The organism is Streptomyces sp. ICC1 (assembly GCF_003287935.1).
GTDB classification, from domain to species: Bacteria; Actinomycetota; Actinomycetes; order Streptomycetales; family Streptomycetaceae; genus Streptomyces; species Streptomyces tritrimontium.
In genome coordinates this window covers 1,314,493-1,333,828 of the sequence record NZ_CP030287.1, presented here as the reverse complement: position 1 = coordinate 1,333,828, position 19,336 = coordinate 1,314,493, and the positions used below count along the sequence as shown (strand labels likewise).

Below are 19,336 nucleotides of genomic sequence, written 5' to 3'. Positions count from 1 at the left end.
AACGGGGCGGGGAACAATCATGCGCAGCAAGCTGGCCGGAATCGTCGGGGGCATCGCACTGGGGCTCACGGCCGCACTGGGCGCGACGATCGACCTGGGCTGGGACTTCACGGACCAGCCCCACGTCCAGGCGGACAACCACGGACCGGGCAGCCCGGCCCCCGTCATCTCCCCCCGCGTCTTCTGACACGCACCACCGGCCCCTGGGGCCCACGCGCGGCGGCGGCCCACCCCCGGACCAGGGGCGGGCCGCCGCCGCGCGTCGTGCCTCGTGCCTCGTGCCTCGTGTCAGAGCGGGCAGCGGGCGCCCGGGGGCACCCCCATCGCGGTGAACAGTCCGACGGCGCGGGCCCGGCTCCCGTCCGCCCTCGCCGTGTCGCCCAGCGCCTGCGCGGCCCGGGCGATCCCGGCCAGCGCACGGGCCTCCTCCATCCGGTACTCGGCCGCGGCCGCGCGCCCGAGCGCGCTCGCGTAGAACTCCAGGGCCTGGGCGTGCTCGCCGCGCGCCAGCCGGAGGTTGCCGATCCGCCGCTCGACGACCGTCTGGCGGGCCAGGGTGGGCCGGCGCCGGAGCAGTTCCAGCGCCTCCTCCTCGCAGGCGCGCGCGTCCTCGGCCAGGCCGAAGTGCTGCTGGACGGCGGCCATGAGGACCCGGGTCATCGCGAAGTCGTCGGGCCTGCGCGAGACCTCGACGAGCGCCATCGCCTCCTTCAGGCAGGTCTCCGCCTCCGCGAACCGGCCCAGGTCCAGGTACGCGCTCGCCAGGTCGTTCAACACCATGACCTCGTCGCCGAGGATGCCGATCCCGCGGGCGAGGTCCACGGCCCTTTCCGCCGCCAGGGCGGCTTCCTCGCCCCGCCCGAGGCAGGAGTAGGTGGTGCTCAGCGAGCACAGGACGTGGATCTCCGCCTGGACGGCCCCGGTCTCGCGGAACACCGCGACGGCCTCCTCCTGGTGGCGCACGGCCTCGGTGAACTCCCCGAGGCAGCTCAGCAGCAGGCCGAGGGCCTCCAGGCCGGCGCCCTCGCCGAGCCGCTCGCCCTGCGCGTGGGCCAGTTCCAGCGCCTCTTCCGCGACGGCGATGCCCTCGCGGAAGCGGCCGAGCTTCCACAGGGCGGTGACCTGGTTGGTCAGGCTCAGCCGCAGCGCCCTCGCGTCTTTGAGCCGCCGGGCCGCGGCCGCCGCGACCTTGCCGACCTGTAGGTACTGCTCGGTGTACGTCCGCATGTTGAGGAAGAACATCAGGTTGCGGGCGAGCCACACGGCGTGCCGGGGGAAGCCCCCGGCTTCGGCGGCCGTCACCGCGGCGATCAGCGCGGCGGCCTCGCGGTCGAACCAGGCGGTGGCCGGGTCGGCGTCCCCGAGCGCGGGCAGGGTCGCCGCCGAGCCCGTCAGGCCCGTCTCGTAGGGCGAGCGTGCGGGGAACAGCACCCCGCACGCCGCCTCCGTCGCCGTGTAGAAGTAGTCCAGCAGCCGCTCCACCGCCGCCGTGTCGTCCACGGCCGTCTCCGTGTTGCGCAGGCTCTGCGCGAAGCTGCGCACCAGGTCGTGGAAGGCGTAGTAGCCCAGCTCGGGCTGCTGGACCAGGTGCATGTCGAGGAGGTCCTCCAGGAGGTCCTCCGCTTCGCGGGTGTGCACGGCCAGCAGGGCCGCCGCCGAGTGGACGTCGATCTCCGCGCCCGGGTGCAGGCCCAGCAGCCGGAAGGCCGTGCGGTGGTCCTCGTCCATCGCCTGGTACGAGAGCCGCAGCGTGGCCGCCACGCTCCGCTCGCCCGAGCTCAGCTCGTCCAGCAGCCGGGTCTCGTCGCCGAGCCGGTCCACGAGGTGCCGCACGGTCCACCGGGAGCGGTTGCGCAGTCTGGCCGTGGCGATGCGCAGGGCCAGCGGCAGGTGCCCGCACAGCGCGGCGAGCGCCCGGGCCGCCTCCGGCTCGCGCTCGGTGCGCTCGGCGCCCAGGGTCTCGGTGATCAGCGCGAGGCTGTCCGCGGGCGACATCACGCCGATGGAGATCCACTCGGCCCCGTCCAGCTCGACCAGCCTCGCCCGGCTGGTGACCAGGACCAGGCAGCCGGGCGAAGCGGGCAGCAGCGGGCGGACCTGGGCGGCGTCGGAGGCGTTGTCGAAGAGGAGCAGCAGCCGGCGGCCGACCAGGGTGGCCCGCCACAGGGCGGCCCGCCCGGCGGGGTCCTCGGGGATCCGCTCGCCCGGCACCCCGAGGGTGCGCAGGAGGCCGGCGATGACCGTTCCGGGCCGCAGCGGCTGCTCGCCCGGGGTGTAGCCGCGCAGGTCCACGTGGAGCTGGCCGTCCGGGAACCGCTCGGCCAGCCGGTGCGCGGCGCGGACCGCGAGCGAGGTCTTGCCGGTGCCGCCCATGCCGTCGACGGCGACGATCCGGGTGCCGGTCTCGTCCCCGTCCCCGGCGGCGGCCAGCAGGTCGGCCAGTTCCCGGTCGCGGCCGGTGAAGTCGGCGAGGTCGTACGGGAGGGTGCAGGGCGCGGCGAGTTCCGGGCTGTCGCGCAGGATGTCCTCGTGGAGCCGGCCGAGCCGCGGGCCGGGATCGACGCCGAGCTCCTCGACGAGGAGCTCGCGCACCCGGCCGAACTCCTCCAGGGCCTCGGCCTGCCGGCCCGAGCGGTACAGGGCCAGCATCAGGTGGCCGCGCAGGTTCTCGCGCAGCGGATGGGCGGCGACGAGCTCGCGCAGGTCGCCGACGAGCTCGGAGCTCTCGCCGTGTTCCAGGCGGAGCTGGAAGAGCTGTTCGGCGGCGGTCAGCCGGCGCTCCTCCAGGGCGGTGGAGGCGGATTCGACGACGGGGCCGCCGGCGCCGGACAGTACGGGACCCCGCCACAGCGCCAGTGCGGCGCGCAGCTCGGCCTCGGCGTCCGCCGCGCGGCCGCCGGCCAGTGCCTCGCGGGCCCGCTGGGTGTGCAGCAGGAACGCGGAGAGGTCGAGCTGCCCGTCTTCGAGGACGGCCCGGTAGCCGGGTCCGTCGGTGGCGATCAGGTCGCTTCCGCCCGGGATCCGCTGGCGGAGGTCGGCGACGGCCTTGCGGATCTGGTGTGAGGCGGTTGCGGGCGGTTCGTCCTCCCAGGCGGCTTCCACCAGGCGGGTGACGGGCACGACACGACCCGGTTCCAGAAGCAAAGTGACGAGCACCCGTTCCTGGATGGGACCGCCGAGTCTCAGCCTGTTCCCGCCGGACCAACCCTCCAGCGAGCCAAGGACGTTGAACCTCACCCTGGTATCGGACCGATCCGCCATGTTCCCCACCTGTCGTACTCGCAAAACCCCAGGTAGAGGCCCCGCTGAGAAAGAGCGTAAAGGGTTCCCGGATCGGGCGGTACCGCTCCGGGAGGTGATCGGGAACCCCGAAACGGAAGCTTCACGGGCCAGCAGGAGTGCGTACAGACGGAGCCCCCAATGAAGACTTTCAGCCACCTCGGCAGTGCCCGGATCATCACCTCCCACGAATTCGAGTTCGAGCCCGTTCCCGACGGTTCCGGGACCGAGGTCGCCACCCCGGTGAGCCCGGCCGCGGGCGCGCCCTGCGTGACCCTGCACGTCGTACGGGTCGCCCCGGGCGCCGTGTGGAGCCCGGAGGCCAGCGCGGCCGAGGAGAACACCGTGGTGGTCTACGCGGGCTCCGGCAGCCTCGCCGTCGGCGCCGAGAGCCGCGAGGCGCACCGCTCCTCCGCCGCCTACGCGCCGACCGGCCGGGAGCTGGCGCTGAGCGCCGGCCCGGAGGGCATGACCGCGTACGTGTGGCGCACCCCGCTGGCCGAGGGCCGCACGCCGGGCACCGACCCGAAGGTGTTCTCCACGCTGTGGGACGACGAGACCCAGCTGCGCGGCTTCGCGGGCACCGGCGAGGTCGACCCGGAAGCGGCCCCGCGCGCCACCATGAACTTCGTCTTCTGGCCCGGCGCCGGCAGTGCCCAGCTGTGCCTGCACTGCGGGATCCAGCAGCCCGGCGAGACCTTCAACGTGCACCTGCACACCCACAGCGACGAGGCGTTCATCGCCTTCGAGGGCATCGGCCAGATGTACCTCGTCGACCGCTGGATCGACGTCGAGGCCGGCGACGTGCTGTTCGCGGCCCCGGGCGTGCTGCACGGCGCCCGCAACCCCCACACGGGCCCGGACGCCCGCCGCTTCGTGACCTGCGGCGGCCCGGCCCCCTTCGACCCTGCCCTCTACGCCGCAGCCGGCGTCTCCTCCCAGGTGGTCTGACCGACATGTGCCGCATCTACGGATCCTTCAATGCCGGTACGAGCGACCAGGAACTGCGCACCGTCGCCGCCCTGCTGCGCCACGGCGGCCCCGACGCCCAGACCTACACCGGCCGCGCCGACTGGGCGCTCGGCAACAACCGGCTCTCGATCATCGACCCCGAGGGGGGCGGGCAGCCGTACCGGCTGGGCGCCGTCACGGTCGTCTTCAACGGCGAGCTGTACAACCACCGCGAGCTGGCCGCCCGCCTGGAGGCGCGCGGCCACCTCATCCCGGACCGCTGCGACGGCTCCGTGCTGCCCGCCCTGTACCTCGAGTACGGCGAGCGCTTCGCCGAGCAGCTCGACGGCATGTACTCCGTCGCCGTGATGGACCTGCGCGAGGAGCCCAAGCTGGTCGTCGCCACCGACGGCTCGGGCATGAAGCCGCTCTACTACGCCTGGGACGAGCGGGGCGGGCAGTTCCGCTTCGCCTCGGAGATCCCGGCGCTGCTCGGCTTCGCCGACGTCACGGCCGAGGAGGACGAGTTCGGGCTCGACGCCTACCTCGTCTCCAAGACCCCGTTCGGCGACCGGACGATGTTCCGCGGCATCCGGGTCCTGCCGCCCGCGGCCACCGCCGTGGTCGGCCGGCGCGGCGGGCTGCGGATCACCACCCGCCCGCTCGGCCACACCGAGGCCGTCGCGGACCCCTCGCGCAGCCTGCACCAGGCCGGCGAGGAGCTCCGCGAGCTGCTGTCGAGGGAGGTCTCGCGGCTGCTCATCGCCGACGCGCCGGTCGCCGCCATCACCTCCGGCGGTCTCGACTCCAGCCTCGTCACGGTGCTCGCGGCCCGCTCCGCGGCCGACCTGCACACCTTCAACATCGCCTACACCGGCGACTGGCCCGGTGACGAGCGGGCCTTCGCGGCCGAGGTCGCGGGCCGGGCCGGCACCGTCCACCACCAGGTGGAGGTCGATCCCGCCACCTTCCCCGACCTGCTCGCGGACGTGGTGTGGCACCTGGGCCAGCCGAACGCCGACCCGATCACCCTGTCCACGTTCTCGCTGTTCCGCGCGGTGCGCGACGCGGGCTTCAAGGTGGCCCTCACCGGCGACGCGGCCGACGAGCTCTTCGGCGGCTACGCCCGCATGACGCAGGCGATGGCCGCCCCCGGCGGGCTCGGCTGGGTCCAGGACTACCTCGACCACCTCTCCGCGGTCCCGCGCGCCCTGCGCGAGCGCCTCTACACGGACGAGTACACGGCGGCCGTACGGGCCCACGGTCCGGCCCTGCCCGCCGGCCTGACCGAGACCCTGGAGAACGGCGCGGGCACCCGGATGCGCCGGATCTGCGCCATCGAGCAGGAGTACCGCCTGCCCTCGTACCACCTGCGCCGCGTGGACCACCTGTCGATGGCCAGCTCGGTCGAGGCCCGGCTGCCCTTCTGCCAGCCGGACGTGGTGCGCTTCGCCACCACCCTCACCGACGCCCAGAAGATCGACACCTCCTCGGCGGGCGGCGTCAAGCGCGCCCTGTACGCCGCCGCCCGCGGGCTGGTCCCGGACAGCGTCCTGAACCGCCCCAAGCAGCCGTTCACCCTGCCCATCAACGCGATGCTCCGCCCCGGGCAGGCCCTGTGGGACGTGGCCCGCGACGCGCTGTCCGAGTCCGCGCTGCGCGCCGACGGCCGGATCCGCCCCGAGGTCGTCTCCGGCCTCTTCGAGGAGCAGGCGGCCCGTCCGTCCGACGGCGCCTCCCTGGCGCTGTGGGCGCTGATGTCCCACCAGATGTGGCGCTCCCAGTTCTTCGGCCCGACCGCCCCGAACGCGGCCGCGGCCGCGGCCCCGCGGGGGGCGCAGTGAGCGGCTACTTCGCCAACGCGCACGGCGCGCCCTGCCCCACCCTGGTCCTGGACGGCCGGGGGCTGCCCGAGGAGACCGACGAGCTGCTGGAGCGGCTGGCCGCGATCCGCGCCGACCTGGGCGCGGGGGGCGCCGGGCACGTGCTGAAGAACGCGATCGTCCGGCCGTCCCCGCACCCGCTCTTCGACCTCGACTACCGCTTCGTGCAGTCGCTGCCGCGCTCCCCGTCCTCCTTCGACCTGCGCGGGTCCTGCGGCCACTCGATCCTGGCGGCCGTCGAGGCGGCCGCCCGGTCGGGGATGATCCCGCCGCTGGTCGCCGGGGCCCGGGTGCGGGTGAACGTCCTGAACAACGGCGACAACGTGGTGTGCGAGGTGGAGGAGGCCGCCGACGGCGGGACCCGCTTCACCGCGCACTTCCTGTGCACGCCCACCAAGCCGGTGCGCGAGCTGCTGATCACGGGCGACCCCGTCACCGAGGTCCGCGTGGACCGTACGGTCATCCCCGTCTCGCTCGTCTCGATGGGCAATCCGTACGTCTTCGTACCGGCCGGGCACCTGGGCGTGACCAGCCGCCAGGAGCTGTTCGCCGCCGGTGACGAGCTCTTCGCGCAGTTCGGCCGGATCCGGCTCGCGGTCTGCGAGCAGCAGGGCTGGGACGCCTCCGGGGCCTTCCCGAAGATCGCCGCGGTGCTGCCCGAACCGGGCGGCGCGCTGGCGGTCCGCGCGGTGTCGGTGCCGTCCTGGCACCCGACGCTCGCGCTGACCGGCGCCATCTGCCTGGGCACCGCCGTCGGGATCGAGGGGACCGTCCCCTGGTCGCTGGCCCGGGCCGGCGGCCACCGGGACGGGCTGGTCCGGCTCGTCACCCCGGGCGGCGAACTGCAGGTCTCGGCCTCGTCCGTGCTGACGGACACCGGTCCGCGCCTGGCCTGGGTCTCGGTGGCCGGCAAGCAGGTCGACTACCAGGGCTGGGCGGGCCTGCCCGCCGGCCGCTTCAACCACCCGTCCGGGAACACGTCCGCGTCCACGTCCACGCCCACCTCCACGTCCGCGTCCGCGTCCGCGTCCGCGTCCGCCAAGGAGCTCGCATGTCTGTCACTGTCAGTCTGAACACCGCGGGCGCGGACGTGCGGTTCTCCGTCGCCGCGCTCGACCCCGAGGTGCGGGCCGCCCTGGAGCGGTGCGCCGTGGCCGCGGACCGTACGGGCGAACCCGACCGGGACGCCGTCGCCGTACTGCGCGAGAGCCGGCTGCTCGGCCTCGCCGTCCCGCGCGAGTTCGGCGGCGCGGGCGCCGGCCCGGTGGACCTGAACCGCTGCGTCGAGCAGGTGGCCGCCGTCAACGGCTCCGCCTCGATCATGCTCTTCCAGCACTTCGCGGTCAGCAGCCGGATCGTCGAGCAGGGAACTCCGGCGCAGCACCGCGAGCTGCTGCCCAAGCTGGCCTCCGGCGAGTGGCTCGCCGCCTCCGCGTGGAGCGAGACGGGCGCGGGCGCCAACAAGAAGAACCTGGCCACGCGCGGCCGCCGGACCGACGCGGGCGGCTGGGTGCTGGACGGCGCCAAGGCGTTCACGACCAGCGCCGGGCTCGCCGACGTCTACCTCGTCCTCGCCCAGACCGGCACGGACGAGCCGGCGGCCGGGAGCGACACGGGCTACGGAGCCGCCGGGCAGACCTTCTTCCTGGTCCGCGGGGACAACCCGGGCCTGATCCCGGACACCTCGATGCGGCTGGCCGGCATGCGCGGCTCCGCCACCGGCTTCGTCGACCTGCGCGACTGCCGCCTCACCGACACGGACCGGCTCGGCGCCGAGGGCGTGGCGGCCTCCGTCATCGCCCGGGTGCGCGAGAGCGGCGCCACGCTCGGCGCGGTCGCGGTGGGCCTGGCCCAGGCAGCCCTGGACTGCGCCCACGAGCACGCGCGCAAGCGCGGCCTGCACGTCCACCAGTCCGTGCGCTACCGGCTGGTCGACCTCACCACACAGGTCGAGGCGGCCCGCGCGGTCGTGGAGCGGGCGGGCCGGCGCGACGCGGCCGATCCGGGCATGGCCACGCTGCACTCCAAGCTGTTCGCCTCCTCCGCCGCCGACCGGGTCGTCTCCGAGGTGGAGCAGATCCTCAGCTCGGCCGGCTACGTCGAAGGCCACCCGCTCAACCGGTACGGCCGTGACGCCCGTGCCGTCGCCCTCATGGGCCCGACCAACGACCTCTGCAGGGAACTGGTGAGCATCTCGTGGAACCGCTGAACCCCGCCGGCCGCCTGAGCGGCCGTACCGCCACCGCCGACCTCATCGTCGAAGGCGGCCGCCTGGTCACCCCCGAGGGCGTCCGGAACGGCTCCGTCGTCATCCGCAACGGGCACATCGACGCCCTGCTCGGCCCGGACGAGGAACTGCCCGAGGGCCCCCGGATCGACGCGTCGGGACGCTACGTCCTGCCCGGCCTCATCGACAGCCACGTCCACTTCCGCACCCCGGGCCTGGAGTACAAGGAGGACTGGGCCCACGCGGGCCGGGCGGCCATCGCCGGCGGCGTCACCACCGTCGTCGACATGCCCAACACCCGGCCACCGTCACTGAACGAGGCCGACCTGCACGCCAAGGCCGCGCTCATCGAAGGGCGTTCGTGGGTGGACTACCGCTTCCACATCGGCGCGGACCCCGAGCACCCGGAGGTACTGGCCACCCTCGATCCCGAAGTCGCCACCTCCGCAAAGGTGTTCATGGCCGGGCACCACACCGCCCCGGTGGTCTTCCGCGACTGGCGGGCCCTGGAGGCCGCCTTCGAGGCCGCCGCGCGCGGCAACGTACAGCTGGTGCTGCACGCGGAGGACCAGCACATCTTCGACCTGCTCGACACGTGGCGGGGCGATCCGGGCTCCTACGACGAGTACGAGCCGCACCGGCCGCGCTCGGGCGCCATCGTCGCCTGCGCCAAGGTGATCCAGCTGGTCCGCACCTACGGCACCCGCGCCCACGTCCTGCACGCCTCGACGGCGGAGGAGGCGGACATGCTGGTCGCCGCCGCCCAGGAGGGGCTGCCGCTGACCTTCGAAGTCACCGGCCACCACCTGTCGTTCACCGACGCCGACACCTGCCGGCGCGGCCCGCGCACCCGCCTCTCGCCCGCCATCCGGGGCCTGGGCGACCAGGACCGGCTGTGGCGCGCGGCGCTGACCGGCGAGGCCGCGAGCCTCGGCAGCGACCACGCGCCGCACACCATCGAGGAGAAGAACAAGGTCCCCGCGGACGCACCGCCCGGCCTGCCCGGTGTGCAGGAGCTCGCCGTCGCCTCCTGGACCGGCATGATGCAGCGCCGCGTCGCCCCCGACGAGGCGGCCTCGCACCTGGCCCGCCTGATGGGCTCCGGCCCCGCCGACCTGTTCCGGCTGCCCGGCAAGGGCCGGCTCGTGCCGGGCGCCGACGCCGACCTCGCCATCCTCGACCCGGCGGAGCGCTGGCAGCCCACTCGGGACGACATCCAGGCCAAGTGCGGCTGGTCCGCGTACGAGGGCTGGCTGTTCCGGGGCCGCTTCACCGACGTGGTCAAGGGCGGCGAGCGGGTCTGGAACGTCCGCGAGGGCTTCGCGGGCACCCCCGCCGGCCGCTGGCTCGCGCCCTCGCCGGCCGTGCTGCCCGCACCGGCCGCGCTGGACCGGGAGGCCGGCCGATGAGCGCCGCCGTACTGGAGCGCGCCGGTGTCCGCGCGGAGGAGTTCCGCGCGGCCATGGCCGCGCTGGCCGCCCCCGTGACCGTCGTGACCTGCTACGACGGCTTCGGAACGGCGCGCGGGCTGACCGCGAGCGCCGTCTCCTCGCTCTCCCTGGACCCGCCGCTGTTCCTGGTCTGCCTGGACAAGGGGTCCTCCAGCCACGACGCGCTGGCCGGTGCCGACGCGTTCTGCGTGAACCTGCTGGGCCCCGGCGACGAGGCGCTGGCCATGAAGTTCGCGGGCCGCCCGGACCGGCGCTTCGACGGGGTGCCGCTGGCCGGCTCCGCACGGGCCCCGGAACTGGCCGACGTTGCCCTGCGCCTGGTGTGCGAGCACCACGAGGCCGTCGACGCGGGCGACCACACCATCCTGATCGGCCGGGTCACCGCGGTCGAGGGCGCCGGGACCGACGGGGCCGGCCCGGCCCCGGCCCCGGCCCCGGCCGGCGGCCTGGTCTGGCACCAGCGCGGGTTCGCCCACGCCCGCCCGGCCGCCCGCCCGGCGGACTGAGCCGTGCCGGTCGCCGCCGCCGCCGCGCCCGCCGCCGTCCGGGCGAGCCGCCCGGCGGGTCTGTTCCGCCTCGCCGACCTGCTGGCACAGGCCGTGGAGGAACACACCCGCCCGGTGTGCCGCCGGTACGGACTGGGGCGTACGGGGCTGCGCGTGCTGACCGAGCTCCGGTACGCGGGCGCCCCGTACACCCTGGCCGCCGGCGAGCTCGCCCGGGCCGTGGGGGTCACCTCGGGGGCGCTGACCGGCTGCCTGGACCGGCTGGAGGAGGCGGCGCTCGCGACCCGGCTGCCGGTCCCGGGCGACCGGCGCCGCCTCGCGGTCCGGCTCACCGCGCAGGGCGTCCGCACCGCCGGCCTGATCCTGGCCGACCTGGACCGCGTCCAACGCGAGGCCCTGCCCCCGTCCGACCCGCGGGCGGACCTCCTCGTCGCCCTGCTGGACACCCTGACGGACGCCCTCCCCCGGATCAGCGACCGCGTACGACCGGCACGGGCCCGGGAACGACCGAGCGCCCCGCCCGGATACCCGGACGGGGCGCTCAGCAGCAGGTCAGAGGATCTCTCCTCGACCCCGGAGCAGTAGGCCATGTCGGACTCGAACCGACAACCAACGGATTAAAAGTCCAGGCAAGATCGTGCCGGACCATCCCGCTCGGTCCGCCGAGATCCGGCAATGCCTGGTCAGAGACCTGCACCGTGCCGCTTGATCCGCTCCAGACCAGGCCGTGCCAGCACATCCGCTCACGCATCGCTCACGCATTCGGCGACGCTGACCAGGCCTCTTCCCGTTCGCTTGCACGCAGGGCGGTGTCTGACAGGTCCGGCGCGTGGGAGGACGGCGTCGGTGATCACGAGAACGCGAGGCACCCGGCGAGGGTCAGGAGAGGCTCGTCGCAGTCAGTCGTGACGGGCCAGCTTGACCGCGGAGACGAGCAGAATCACGGCCAGCAGGGGGATGAGGACCAGGTCCGGGAACACGCCGAGCAGTAGCCCGTCCAGAACGGCGCCGGCGATCGAGCCTGCGGCCATGACCGCGATGAAGCGGAGGTTGGCGCCGAGGACGGCGAAGCTTCCGTCGCGGCTGTAGCGACCGAAGGCCACCAGCATGGTTGGCAGGGAGACCAGAAGGGAGAGGCTTCCGGCGGTTTTGATGTCCTCCCCGAACAGCAGCACGATCGTCGGGATCAGACCGGCCAGCGTGCGGCCACGTCGGCGGCCGGGACCGCGGCCAGCCGGGCGGGCAACGCGACCAGGACCACGACCAGGCTCATCGCCTTGTTCAAGATGACCGCAGAGAGCGCCGCGAACCCGAAGAGGCCGATCAGCAGCGGCAGGCGGAACTCCGCGCCGCCCAGACCGATCATCCCGCCCAGAACGCCGATGGCAGCTCCCGTACCGAAGACGACGGGCGCCGATCGCGTCGAGCCGTGGGAGGCAGGGTTCTGGTCTGTGCGCATGACGGGCATCCTCGCTGGTCACGAACCCGCCCTCTACGGACCGACCCCACCTTCGGGGAAAGCCACCGGATGCCCGCCCAGGACTTGTCAGGATCTCTGAGCACCGGATTCGACCCGGCCCCTCTGACCCTGCCCGGCAGGCCTGGTGCTGTCGGAACTCACCAACAAGGCCAGGACCACTTGCCGCTATCCGGCTTCACCCCAGTCGCCATGTCCAGAAGCTGCTTGGCGCTGCTGCATCCGGATCTTGTCATCCGTTGCAGCCGCGCGGCATCCCCGATCAGGCCCCGCAGCCGAGCAGCCTGTAACCCAGCCTCAGGAGGTGGGATCGAATGGACGCTGAGCCGCCAACGCAAGACGAGAATCCGGTGCCCGGGCCGGATCCTTCCCAGCCCTTCGTGAGAAGGTTTCTGGCCGCGGCCAAGCACTGGCAGACGCTGCTGGCCGCTCTCATCGCCGGGGCGGTCGCGCTCACCGTCTTCGTTCTCGGCCCCGGGGATGAGGGGAACGGTCCCGACAGGAGTGGGAAGGTCACCCCTCCCGTCGTCTCGGAAACACCAGATCTCCTGCGGGTCGAGCCTCCTTCCCCTTCCAAGGGGGCTGAGGTCGCGTTCACAGGCTCGTCGCAGCGGCCTGCCCCCAGGTATTCCGGGGACCCCGCGGTGCGGGTGAGGTTCATCGGAGGGAAGTACACCAACCTGCCCAACGGAGACGTCCGGCCCTGCGGCCGAGCCGGCCCCCTCAAGGGGGAGCCTGCCCCCAGCGGCAAGGAGATGTGGGCGGTCGCGTACGCCGACGTGGACACGGCGAAGCACACCTGGGACCTCAACATGCTCGTCGCCAAGCCAGTTGCCTTGCTCGGCGCTCAGGCAGGAATCTGTTCCGACAGCACCATCGAACCCACCTGCACCAGCGAGAGTCCCTGCTCCCTCCCGTACACCAAATCGGACGATCCACACGCGCAGCCGGAGAAGGACGGATTCACGCCCACCACCGACGTCGTGCCGGTGAGCGGCTCCGTTCCCGGCCTTCCCTCATCCGTTGGACGCCCCACCGAACTTCTGCCAGGGCAACCCCGCGAAAGTGGGTCGGCAGCCGCCACGGCAGCCCCGCCGGATGGCGGCTGAGAACCGACTCTTCGCCCCTGGCTCTCCGAGACCTCCCGCGGCCAGCTGTTGGTCGGTCGCGAGGGAAAACGCGAACGGGGTGGTGCCGCGGAAGCCGGACGTGTCCTGCTGGGGTGGGGTGGCCGCCGCTCCTGAGCTGGCTGTCCGGTGTCATCGATTGCTTGAGCGTGGGCCATCGACCGCTGATGGATGCGAGTTGGTGCCATCGAAGGTTAAGCGTGCAGGTCAGAGACGCGGGCGGGCGCGTTCCGATCGCCGGGCCCCCCAGATAGGGCCGGAACTGACCTGCTGAGGTAGAGCCACGGCTTTCTCGCCCATAGAGCCAGAAGGGTGAACCCGGCGGACGCCTCCGAATGGGCACACCTCTCCGAGGCTGTTGATCGTTTGCTGCTGGCCGTCTCGTCTAGCAATGACGACCCTTCTCTCAGGAGTGCCTGTGATCCCTGTTCGTTCGGTTCTGTCTCTCGGCGTTGCCGCCGCCGCTGTCCTGGCCCTTGCCTCGCCCGCCGGCGCTGTCGATGACGTCACCTACCGGTTCAAGGACAAAGTCAGCGGCCAGTGCGTCGCCCTCGCGCCCTTCGGCGGCGCGGTCGCACTGGAAGACTGCGTGACTGCCGACACCCGGGGGCAGTGGACCGTCTCCAACCAGAACGACGAGGACGAGACGGTTCAGCTCATCACTCGGGCACGCGGCGACGGCTCCTTGTGTCTGGGCACGCCCCGCCGTGGTGGGAACGAGGCGCGGATCAACCAGTGCACAGACGACACGACCCGGTGGAACATCTATGAGGTGTCCAGCAGCGAGGGAACCGGACTGTCTCTGGTCCACGCGACGCTCTACACCGCCTTGAGTTCCCAGGGCGAGGGATTGGGCGTCGGCGCGGGCCGAATCCTCCTCCTCGACCTGGAAAAGGTCCAGTAGCAACCACGAAGCCGTAAGCGCCCCGCTTCTCCCGCGAGAGCACATCAGCTCTCCGGGGGCGACGGGCCGCGTTTCGCCGCCGAACCTTCGATGGCACAAGCTCAAGGTTCGATGACACAGGACACTGGCCGACCGAGCCCTTCTCGGGCCGCCTGCCCGGCCTATTCGTACGTCGGTTCGATGTAGGCCTTGGTCCGGTCGGGTGGCGGAGGACGCCCGGGCCGTGTTGTGGGTGGTGTCGGCGTGCGGATCGGGGTGGGATGGGTCTGCCCCAGGGTCGCGGCCGTACCGAGCGACGGCCGCAGCAGGCCGTCTCCTTGCCGTGGAAGATGTCACGTCGCCCGGGGGCCGGGAGACGGCCCTGCGGGCGCGGGGCCTTCTTCCCCGACCGGCGGGAGCCGATACGTGCTGGAACGCAAGCTGCGCAAGGGCCGTACCGAGGTCACGTTCCTTCTTCCCGCCGATACACCGCCCGGGCCGGGCACCGGATGATGCAGAGCGTCCAGCGCGACCGCGCGGGGGAGAAGTGGACGGAGAGCGGGCACATCTTCACGACGCGTACAGGCCGCCCGGTGGAGCCGCGCAACGTCTACCGGTCCTTCACCCGTGTCGCTCAGGGCGCCGGCCTCCGGGTGATCCGGCTGCACGACGCCCGCCACGGCTGCGCGACGCTGCTGACCGCCGCCGGGGTCGCGCCCCGCGTCGTCATGGAGATCCTCGGGCACAGCCAGATCAGCATCACCATGGACGTCTACACGCACGTGGTCCAGGACACCCAGCGCGAAGCGATCACCCACATGGACCGCCTGCTCAAGAGGCGCCCGGCCGACAGTGACCGCCCCCGTTGATGTCAGGCGTAGATGCCAAAGACCCCCAGTCATGATCGACTGGGGGTCCTTGCCTTGTGCCCTCGGCAGGATTCGAACCTGCGACACCCGCTTTAGGAGTGGGATCGAATCCGTGCCGGGCGGGTCCAAGCCATGCTGCGTGGTGCTGCGGGTGACGACTGGTGCAGACCCGTCCGCTCACGCATCGCGCACGCATGGGGCCCCAGTGATTCCAGGCGACTGCGACGGCTGCTACCGGCGCCCGTGCACGCAGAAAGTGCCTTCCGCCTGGAACAACAGAACCCCTCGAAAAGGCCCATCGTTCCTGTTCGGAAGGCACTTTCATGTCTACGCCACAGCGGTCGCCCTCACCGCAGGGGAGGCAGCGAGGCTAGTGCTGGACCGCGACCAGGCGGCTGCAGACGATCGCCACGTCGTAGGTGTGCGCAGCCATGTCCCTGTTGACGACTGTGGTCTCCCAGGACTCACTGACGCCCTTGATGGACTTCTGCAGGATCAGCTGCGGGATGCTGAGGGCGACGCCGCCGCTGTCGATGAGCCAGCCCGAGTCACAGGCGACGCTGCCGTTGTGCGTCTGGCCGCCCGGGACGGTGAAGGTCTTCTCGATGGTGCGGGACTGGAGCTCGTAGCTGATGCGGCCCTTGGAGTCGTGGCAGTAGCCGGAACCGGAGCGCTTGTCGTCGTCACAGTCGTCGCCCTTCGAGTGGCTCGGGGGGTCGGCCGCCACGACGGGCTCCACCGCGGCGTAGGCCGGGGCGGCGAGACCCGTGAGGGCGAAGGCCAGGGAGGCCGCCAGCCCGGAGACGAGTGCGGCAGGGCGGGAGATGCGGTAGACGTTCAACTTCGCTCCTTGTGTCTGGGGTGTTGGGCGACCGGGGATGCGGCGGCCCGGAAGTCCTCGGGGACGGGTGCCCTCGGGGACGCGTGTCAGAGGCTCTTGTGGTCCGGCTTCTTGTGGTCGAGCTTCGCGCAGTGCGCGTGAACCTCCGCGACCCAGGTGCCGGACGTGGGGTTCTCGGTTCTGGCGTCGTTGGTCACCGCCGCGACCCAGTTCTGGGCGTCGCCCGAGTTGTCCCACAGGACCCTGAGGTCGGGGCTCCGGAGCGTCACGCCGCCTCCCGTGACGAAGTACCCACGGGGGCAGACGGCCTCCAGGATCGTCGTGCTGCCGGGGCGCAGGCTTTCGCTGACGGTGACGACCCGCCGCACCTCGAGTTCGGCGTGACCCTTATGCCCCGGCTCGCCCTTGTGGCCCCGCGGGCCCCTGTCACCCTTGGGCCCGGGAGGCCCCGGCTGTCCGTGGCCGGAATGTGTGGTGGGACCAGGGGGACCCGCCGGGCCTGCGGGGCCGGCCTGCCCCGCAGGTCCCGCCGGGCCTCCCTGTCCGGCCGGGCCGGCCGGACCCTGGCTGCCGGTGTCGCCCTTCGGCCCCCGCGGGCCGGTGTCACCTTGCTTACCAGGGTGGCCCTGCGGGCCGCGCGGGCCTGGCCGCCCTTCCTTGCAGTCCTTGCGATTGTCCTTGCGACCGCGCGTGCGCGGGTCGTCTTCCCTCTCCCGTTCGCACGGCGCCAGTTGGAGGTCCTTCGCCTGATGCGACGGAGCCTTCACCCGGTACCCGGCGGCCGAAGCGGCCATGGCCGGAGCGCTTCCCGCCCCCAGAGCCAGCGATGCCAGAGCCGCGCACACCAGCCACGCGCCGCCCGAGCGCACCCTCGCCTTATGACGAGCATCCATCTACACCGCTCCTTGTCGAGTCAGGACCTCACTGGAGATCCGAATGTCATCTATCTACGCAAAACCGACATCGCGCAATCAGGTACAGGCTCCGATTCACCCCCCGCCCCAGCAGTCCCCGCGTCACCAACGGCCACACCGTCGCGAGCCCTAGGCGAGATGGCCGCCGGGCAGGAGAGGTGGCCGGGGCGGCAATTGGCGCCCCGGCACCCCTCTGGGTCGGCGAACTCCACATACGCCGCATCCTCGAGCCGCTCGCCGGCATCTGCTCTGTTCGCGCCGGTCACTCCTTAGTGACCTAACGCCCTGTCGCCGCGGGCCCGGTCCGGTCGGGTGCGGGGCGCACGGCCCCGGTGCGCGCTACGTTCAGGGTCTGCATGAGCGGGATGAACATCGGGCTGTCTCCGCGCTGACCGGGCGAGTCCAGCCGGACCAGGGGGCGGCCACGGTCGTCGGCCTGCAGCTGGACCCTGCTGGTCAGCCTGCCCCTGGAACGTCCCAGGGCCTAAGGCCCTCTGGGGCCACACGTGCGCCGCCCCCTTTTCGGTGTGGTCGCCCGGGGACGGTGCCGGGCTCCGGCCGCGTGTTGGTTGGACCGGCAGGTGGTGGAGTGGCGTTGACCGCCCACGAGCCGTCCATGTCCGGCGCGGTGGCGTCGGCACCAGCCTGCGGGGCACGCAGGATCTTCGATCAGGTGCCGTATGCCGACCAGCGGTGGTGGCGTTCGTACACGGTCTGTCAGGATCCGTAGCGTTTGGGCAGGTCACGCCAGGGAGTCCCGGTCCGAGTGGGATCGAATCCGTGCGGACGTTCTGGACCGTGCCGCGTGACGAATGGTGCCGCCTCGTCCGCTCGCGCACGCATCCGACCGTTCTGGCCTGGGCTCTCGTGCCCACCGACGCCGACGTCAGTAGCCGTTCGGCCGGCCCTCTCCCGCACCGTCTCCCTGTCCTCGGGCGACGTGACTGAGGCTTCGAGGGACAAGGAGACGGCTGGGTGTGCCCGCCGTTCCGGAACGCCGCGTCCTGGCGGGCACTTACATCTGACACCCTCCGGGCTGTCACGCCATTCACCACGCGGTGTGAGTGTCGTATGTACGCCCGCTCGGACGATGCAAGCACCGTAGGTCTGTCCCGTCACCGCCACCAGAGCCGCAGACCGCAGCGGGACAGAGGTCGCTTTTGATCTGCTCGGGCGACCTTCAGCGTCCGACCGAGTGCGGTCGTGGTGCGGCCGTAGGGCTGAGTGCGACCCGGCCGGTGGGTGACCGTGCGGCGTGGAGAGGTGAGGACCGTCCTGCGTGGCGAGGAGAGTGGTGCGGGGTCGCCGCAGGCCCGAACCCATGAGACGGGAGAGCCGCCGATGATCAACGACAGCTTGCAGGGCGAGGAGCTCGCCGAGATGCTGACGAGGGGTATGCGCAACGACCATGTGAAGGCGGCGATCCGGCTCCTTGGGGCTGATCGCGACGGCTACTGGTTGCGTCGTCTGCTGGACGACGAGGAACTCAACGCCGCGTCCGATGTCCCGCTCATCGACCGGAGCGGACGACCTCCTCTGGTGGAGTGGGACGCGCTCGAACGTCTCCTCGCGAGGAACCCCGGCGTGTTCGCCGGCAGCGACACTGCTGTGCTGACGGTGGCCCTGTCGCTCGTCGGACCCTGGAAGCGTTCCTCGACGTCGATGCCGCGTGACGGAGTGGTCCGTAGAGGCTTTGGTGACGCAAGCCTGCCCCAACCTCCGGCCCCGGGCAAGGGACGACAGCGCAACCCCAAGCGGTATACCGGTCCCGGCCTGCCCTTGTCTGGTCGGTGATGAGAGGGGGATCTCTCCCCGTTCGGGTACCCAAGCCCGCAAGCGGCGCCTGAGCCATCACTCATGCCCGGCAGGTGTCCAGAACCCCGGCGGCCGGCTGTCACGCAGACCCCCAGTTCGCCGCGGCCATCGTCGTTCGGCGCAGCCTCGCCCCCAACTGACAGTTGTCAGGCTGACCGGATCGCGGTCGGATAGCGCAGTACCCAACGAGCCCTGCCTCCTCCGTGTGCACGGAAGAGGCAGGGTTCCTGCCTTTCTCCCCCGGAATTCCGCCGCGGGGCGGGCGAATCCTGCTCTCGAAGAGTGACGATTCATCACATTCTGTGTATATCCGGAGCGTGGCGGGGATGTTCGGTCGGGACAGCAGGCCTGCACTCTCGGAGAGGAATGACATGAAGAAGCTCGCTTGGGCTGCACGGGGGATTTCGGCGGTTTCAGGGGCCCTGCTCCTCGGAGCGCTCATGGTGCCGTCGGCAGCCGCCAGCGGAGTCATGAACCCCGACCCCCAGCACAAGAAGTCCGAGCAGTCCGAGGATGGCCAGAAGGATGAGCACAAAAAGAAGTGCTCCACGGGGCGCGACATCAGCACCGCCGCGCCGGACTACGTCGGCTTTCCCGTCGGGACGATCTTCCGGGTAGCGACCGACCGGGAAGGACACGCCTTCCTCAACGACAGCCGGAACCCGGGCGTGTGGATCAACCTCGGGACCCTCGCCAACGCGCCGAAGTGCGTCACGGACACTGCCGTATCGGTCACCGAAGGCAACCCCGGATACCTCTACGTCAGCCTGCTGGCCAAGGACGGGGTGGTCCACCAGGCCCGCTGCGGCACTTCGTCCACGCCGTTCACCCCGGTGAACCTGCCGACCGTGTGCGGCACCGGCTTCGCGGCCGTCCAGGACACCCCCGTATAGGCGGATCGCGGCGGTACGAAGAAGCGACACGGCTGGTCGCGACGGGTAGATCCCGGTGCAGGGCCCGGTTGACGGCTTCCTCGATCTCGCTTGGTGCGGTGACGCAGGTAGCCGGGCAAGAGCATGTATGGGCCCCGCCGACCGTCAGGTCGGCGGGGCCCATTGATCGCGTGTCCTTGCCATTGGCACGCGAGCGATGCAGTGGGTCACGCCTTCACGC

17 protein-coding genes and 1 pseudogene are annotated in these 19,336 nt (G+C 72.0%); 13 read left to right on the top strand and 5 right to left on the bottom strand.

What is annotated here, in order from left to right; genetic code table 11:
- The first annotated feature begins 19 nt into the window (after positions 1 to 19).
- Positions 20 to 187, top strand: a complete 168-nt coding sequence (locus DRB96_RS42710; protein ID WP_162688601.1) for a hypothetical protein — start codon at positions 20 to 22, stop codon at positions 185 to 187.
- A gap of 101 nt (positions 188 to 288) precedes the next feature.
- Here DRB96_RS42710 and DRB96_RS06085 read toward each other — a convergent pair whose 3' ends face one another.
- On the bottom strand, positions 289 to 3,120 hold the full coding sequence (locus DRB96_RS06085) for a BTAD domain-containing putative transcriptional regulator (protein ID WP_239517707.1): 2,832 nt from the start codon (positions 3,118 to 3,120) through the stop codon (positions 289 to 291).
- A gap of 300 nt (positions 3,121 to 3,420) precedes the next feature.
- Between DRB96_RS06085 and DRB96_RS06080 the strand changes: the two genes are divergently transcribed.
- From DRB96_RS06080 to DRB96_RS43695, 7 genes are read left to right on the top strand one after another with little or no spacing between them, the layout of a single operon-like run.
- Entirely contained in the window at positions 3,421 to 4,230 is an 810-nt protein-coding gene (locus tag DRB96_RS06080) for a cupin domain-containing protein (protein WP_112447406.1), read from the top strand.
- 5 nt (positions 4,231 to 4,235) lie between these two features.
- Entirely contained in the window at positions 4,236 to 6,074 is a 1,839-nt protein-coding gene (asnB, locus tag DRB96_RS06075; RefSeq protein ID WP_112447404.1) for an asparagine synthase (glutamine-hydrolyzing), read from the top strand.
- On the top strand, positions 6,071 to 7,186 hold the full coding sequence (locus tag DRB96_RS06070; protein ID WP_112447402.1) for a PrpF domain-containing protein: 1,116 nt from the start codon (positions 6,071 to 6,073) through the stop codon (positions 7,184 to 7,186). The genes asnB and DRB96_RS06070 overlap by 4 nt, the downstream gene beginning before the upstream one ends.
- Positions 7,165 to 8,322, top strand: a complete 1,158-nt coding sequence (locus DRB96_RS06065; RefSeq protein ID WP_112447400.1) for an acyl-CoA dehydrogenase family protein — start codon at positions 7,165 to 7,167, stop codon at positions 8,320 to 8,322. The genes DRB96_RS06070 and DRB96_RS06065 overlap by 22 nt, the downstream gene beginning before the upstream one ends.
- Complete coding sequence (locus tag DRB96_RS06060) at positions 8,310 to 9,749, top strand: dihydroorotase family protein (RefSeq protein WP_112447398.1); 1,440 nt, start codon at positions 8,310 to 8,312, stop codon at positions 9,747 to 9,749. Before DRB96_RS06065 ends, DRB96_RS06060 begins: the two co-directional genes overlap by 13 nt.
- The gene (locus tag DRB96_RS06055) at positions 9,746 to 10,297 is read left to right on the top strand and encodes a flavin reductase family protein (RefSeq protein ID WP_239517706.1); all 552 of its coding nucleotides are present in this window, start codon (positions 9,746 to 9,748) and stop codon (positions 10,295 to 10,297) included. The genes DRB96_RS06060 and DRB96_RS06055 overlap by 4 nt, the downstream gene beginning before the upstream one ends.
- A 3-nt stretch (positions 10,298 to 10,300) precedes the next feature.
- Positions 10,301 to 10,882, top strand: coding sequence for a MarR family transcriptional regulator (locus tag DRB96_RS43695; protein ID WP_204357653.1), 582 nt, complete (start codon positions 10,301 to 10,303; stop codon positions 10,880 to 10,882).
- Positions 10,883 to 11,196: 314 nt separating this feature from the next.
- On the opposite strand, the gene DRB96_RS44300 is transcribed toward DRB96_RS43695, so the two are convergent.
- Both DRB96_RS44300 and DRB96_RS44295 read right to left on the bottom strand, forming a co-directional pair.
- The gene (locus tag DRB96_RS44300; RefSeq protein ID WP_239516144.1) at positions 11,197 to 11,472 is read right to left on the bottom strand and encodes a hypothetical protein; all 276 of its coding nucleotides are present in this window, start codon (positions 11,470 to 11,472) and stop codon (positions 11,197 to 11,199) included.
- Between the two features lie 11 nt (positions 11,473 to 11,483).
- Positions 11,484 to 11,756: a hypothetical protein gene (locus DRB96_RS44295; protein ID WP_239516143.1), complete on the bottom strand. Its 273-nt coding sequence runs from the start codon at positions 11,754 to 11,756 to the stop codon at positions 11,484 to 11,486.
- Between the two features lie 332 nt (positions 11,757 to 12,088).
- Between DRB96_RS44295 and DRB96_RS06040 the strand changes: the two genes are divergently transcribed.
- From DRB96_RS06040 to DRB96_RS06025, 3 genes and pseudogenes are all read left to right on the top strand, one after another.
- On the top strand, positions 12,089 to 12,883 hold the full coding sequence (locus DRB96_RS06040) for a hypothetical protein (protein ID WP_112447396.1): 795 nt from the start codon (positions 12,089 to 12,091) through the stop codon (positions 12,881 to 12,883).
- Positions 12,884 to 13,319: 436 nt separating this feature from the next.
- The gene (locus tag DRB96_RS06035) at positions 13,320 to 13,805 is read left to right on the top strand and encodes a hypothetical protein (protein WP_112447394.1); all 486 of its coding nucleotides are present in this window, start codon (positions 13,320 to 13,322) and stop codon (positions 13,803 to 13,805) included.
- A 482-nt stretch (positions 13,806 to 14,287) separates the two neighbouring features.
- Positions 14,288 to 14,653: pseudogene (locus tag DRB96_RS06025) on the top strand (tyrosine-type recombinase/integrase); the annotation flags it as partial.
- 370 nt (positions 14,654 to 15,023) lie between these two features.
- On the opposite strand, the gene DRB96_RS06020 reads toward DRB96_RS06025, so the two are convergent.
- Positions 15,024 to 15,494, bottom strand: a complete 471-nt coding sequence (locus tag DRB96_RS06020; protein WP_112447390.1) for a hypothetical protein — start codon at positions 15,492 to 15,494, stop codon at positions 15,024 to 15,026.
- Between the two features lie 86 nt (positions 15,495 to 15,580).
- On the bottom strand, positions 15,581 to 15,763 hold the full coding sequence (locus DRB96_RS42705) for a hypothetical protein (RefSeq protein ID WP_162688586.1): 183 nt from the start codon (positions 15,761 to 15,763) through the stop codon (positions 15,581 to 15,583).
- A 1,986-nt stretch (positions 15,764 to 17,749) separates the two neighbouring features.
- On the opposite strand from DRB96_RS42705, the gene DRB96_RS06005 reads away from it, so the two are divergent.
- Entirely contained in the window at positions 17,750 to 18,202 is a 453-nt protein-coding gene (locus tag DRB96_RS06005; protein WP_112447386.1) for a hypothetical protein, read from the top strand.
- 392 nt (positions 18,203 to 18,594) lie between these two features.
- Complete coding sequence (locus DRB96_RS06000) at positions 18,595 to 19,116, top strand: hypothetical protein (RefSeq protein ID WP_162688585.1); 522 nt, start codon at positions 18,595 to 18,597, stop codon at positions 19,114 to 19,116.
- Positions 19,117 to 19,336: the final 220 nt, after the last annotated feature.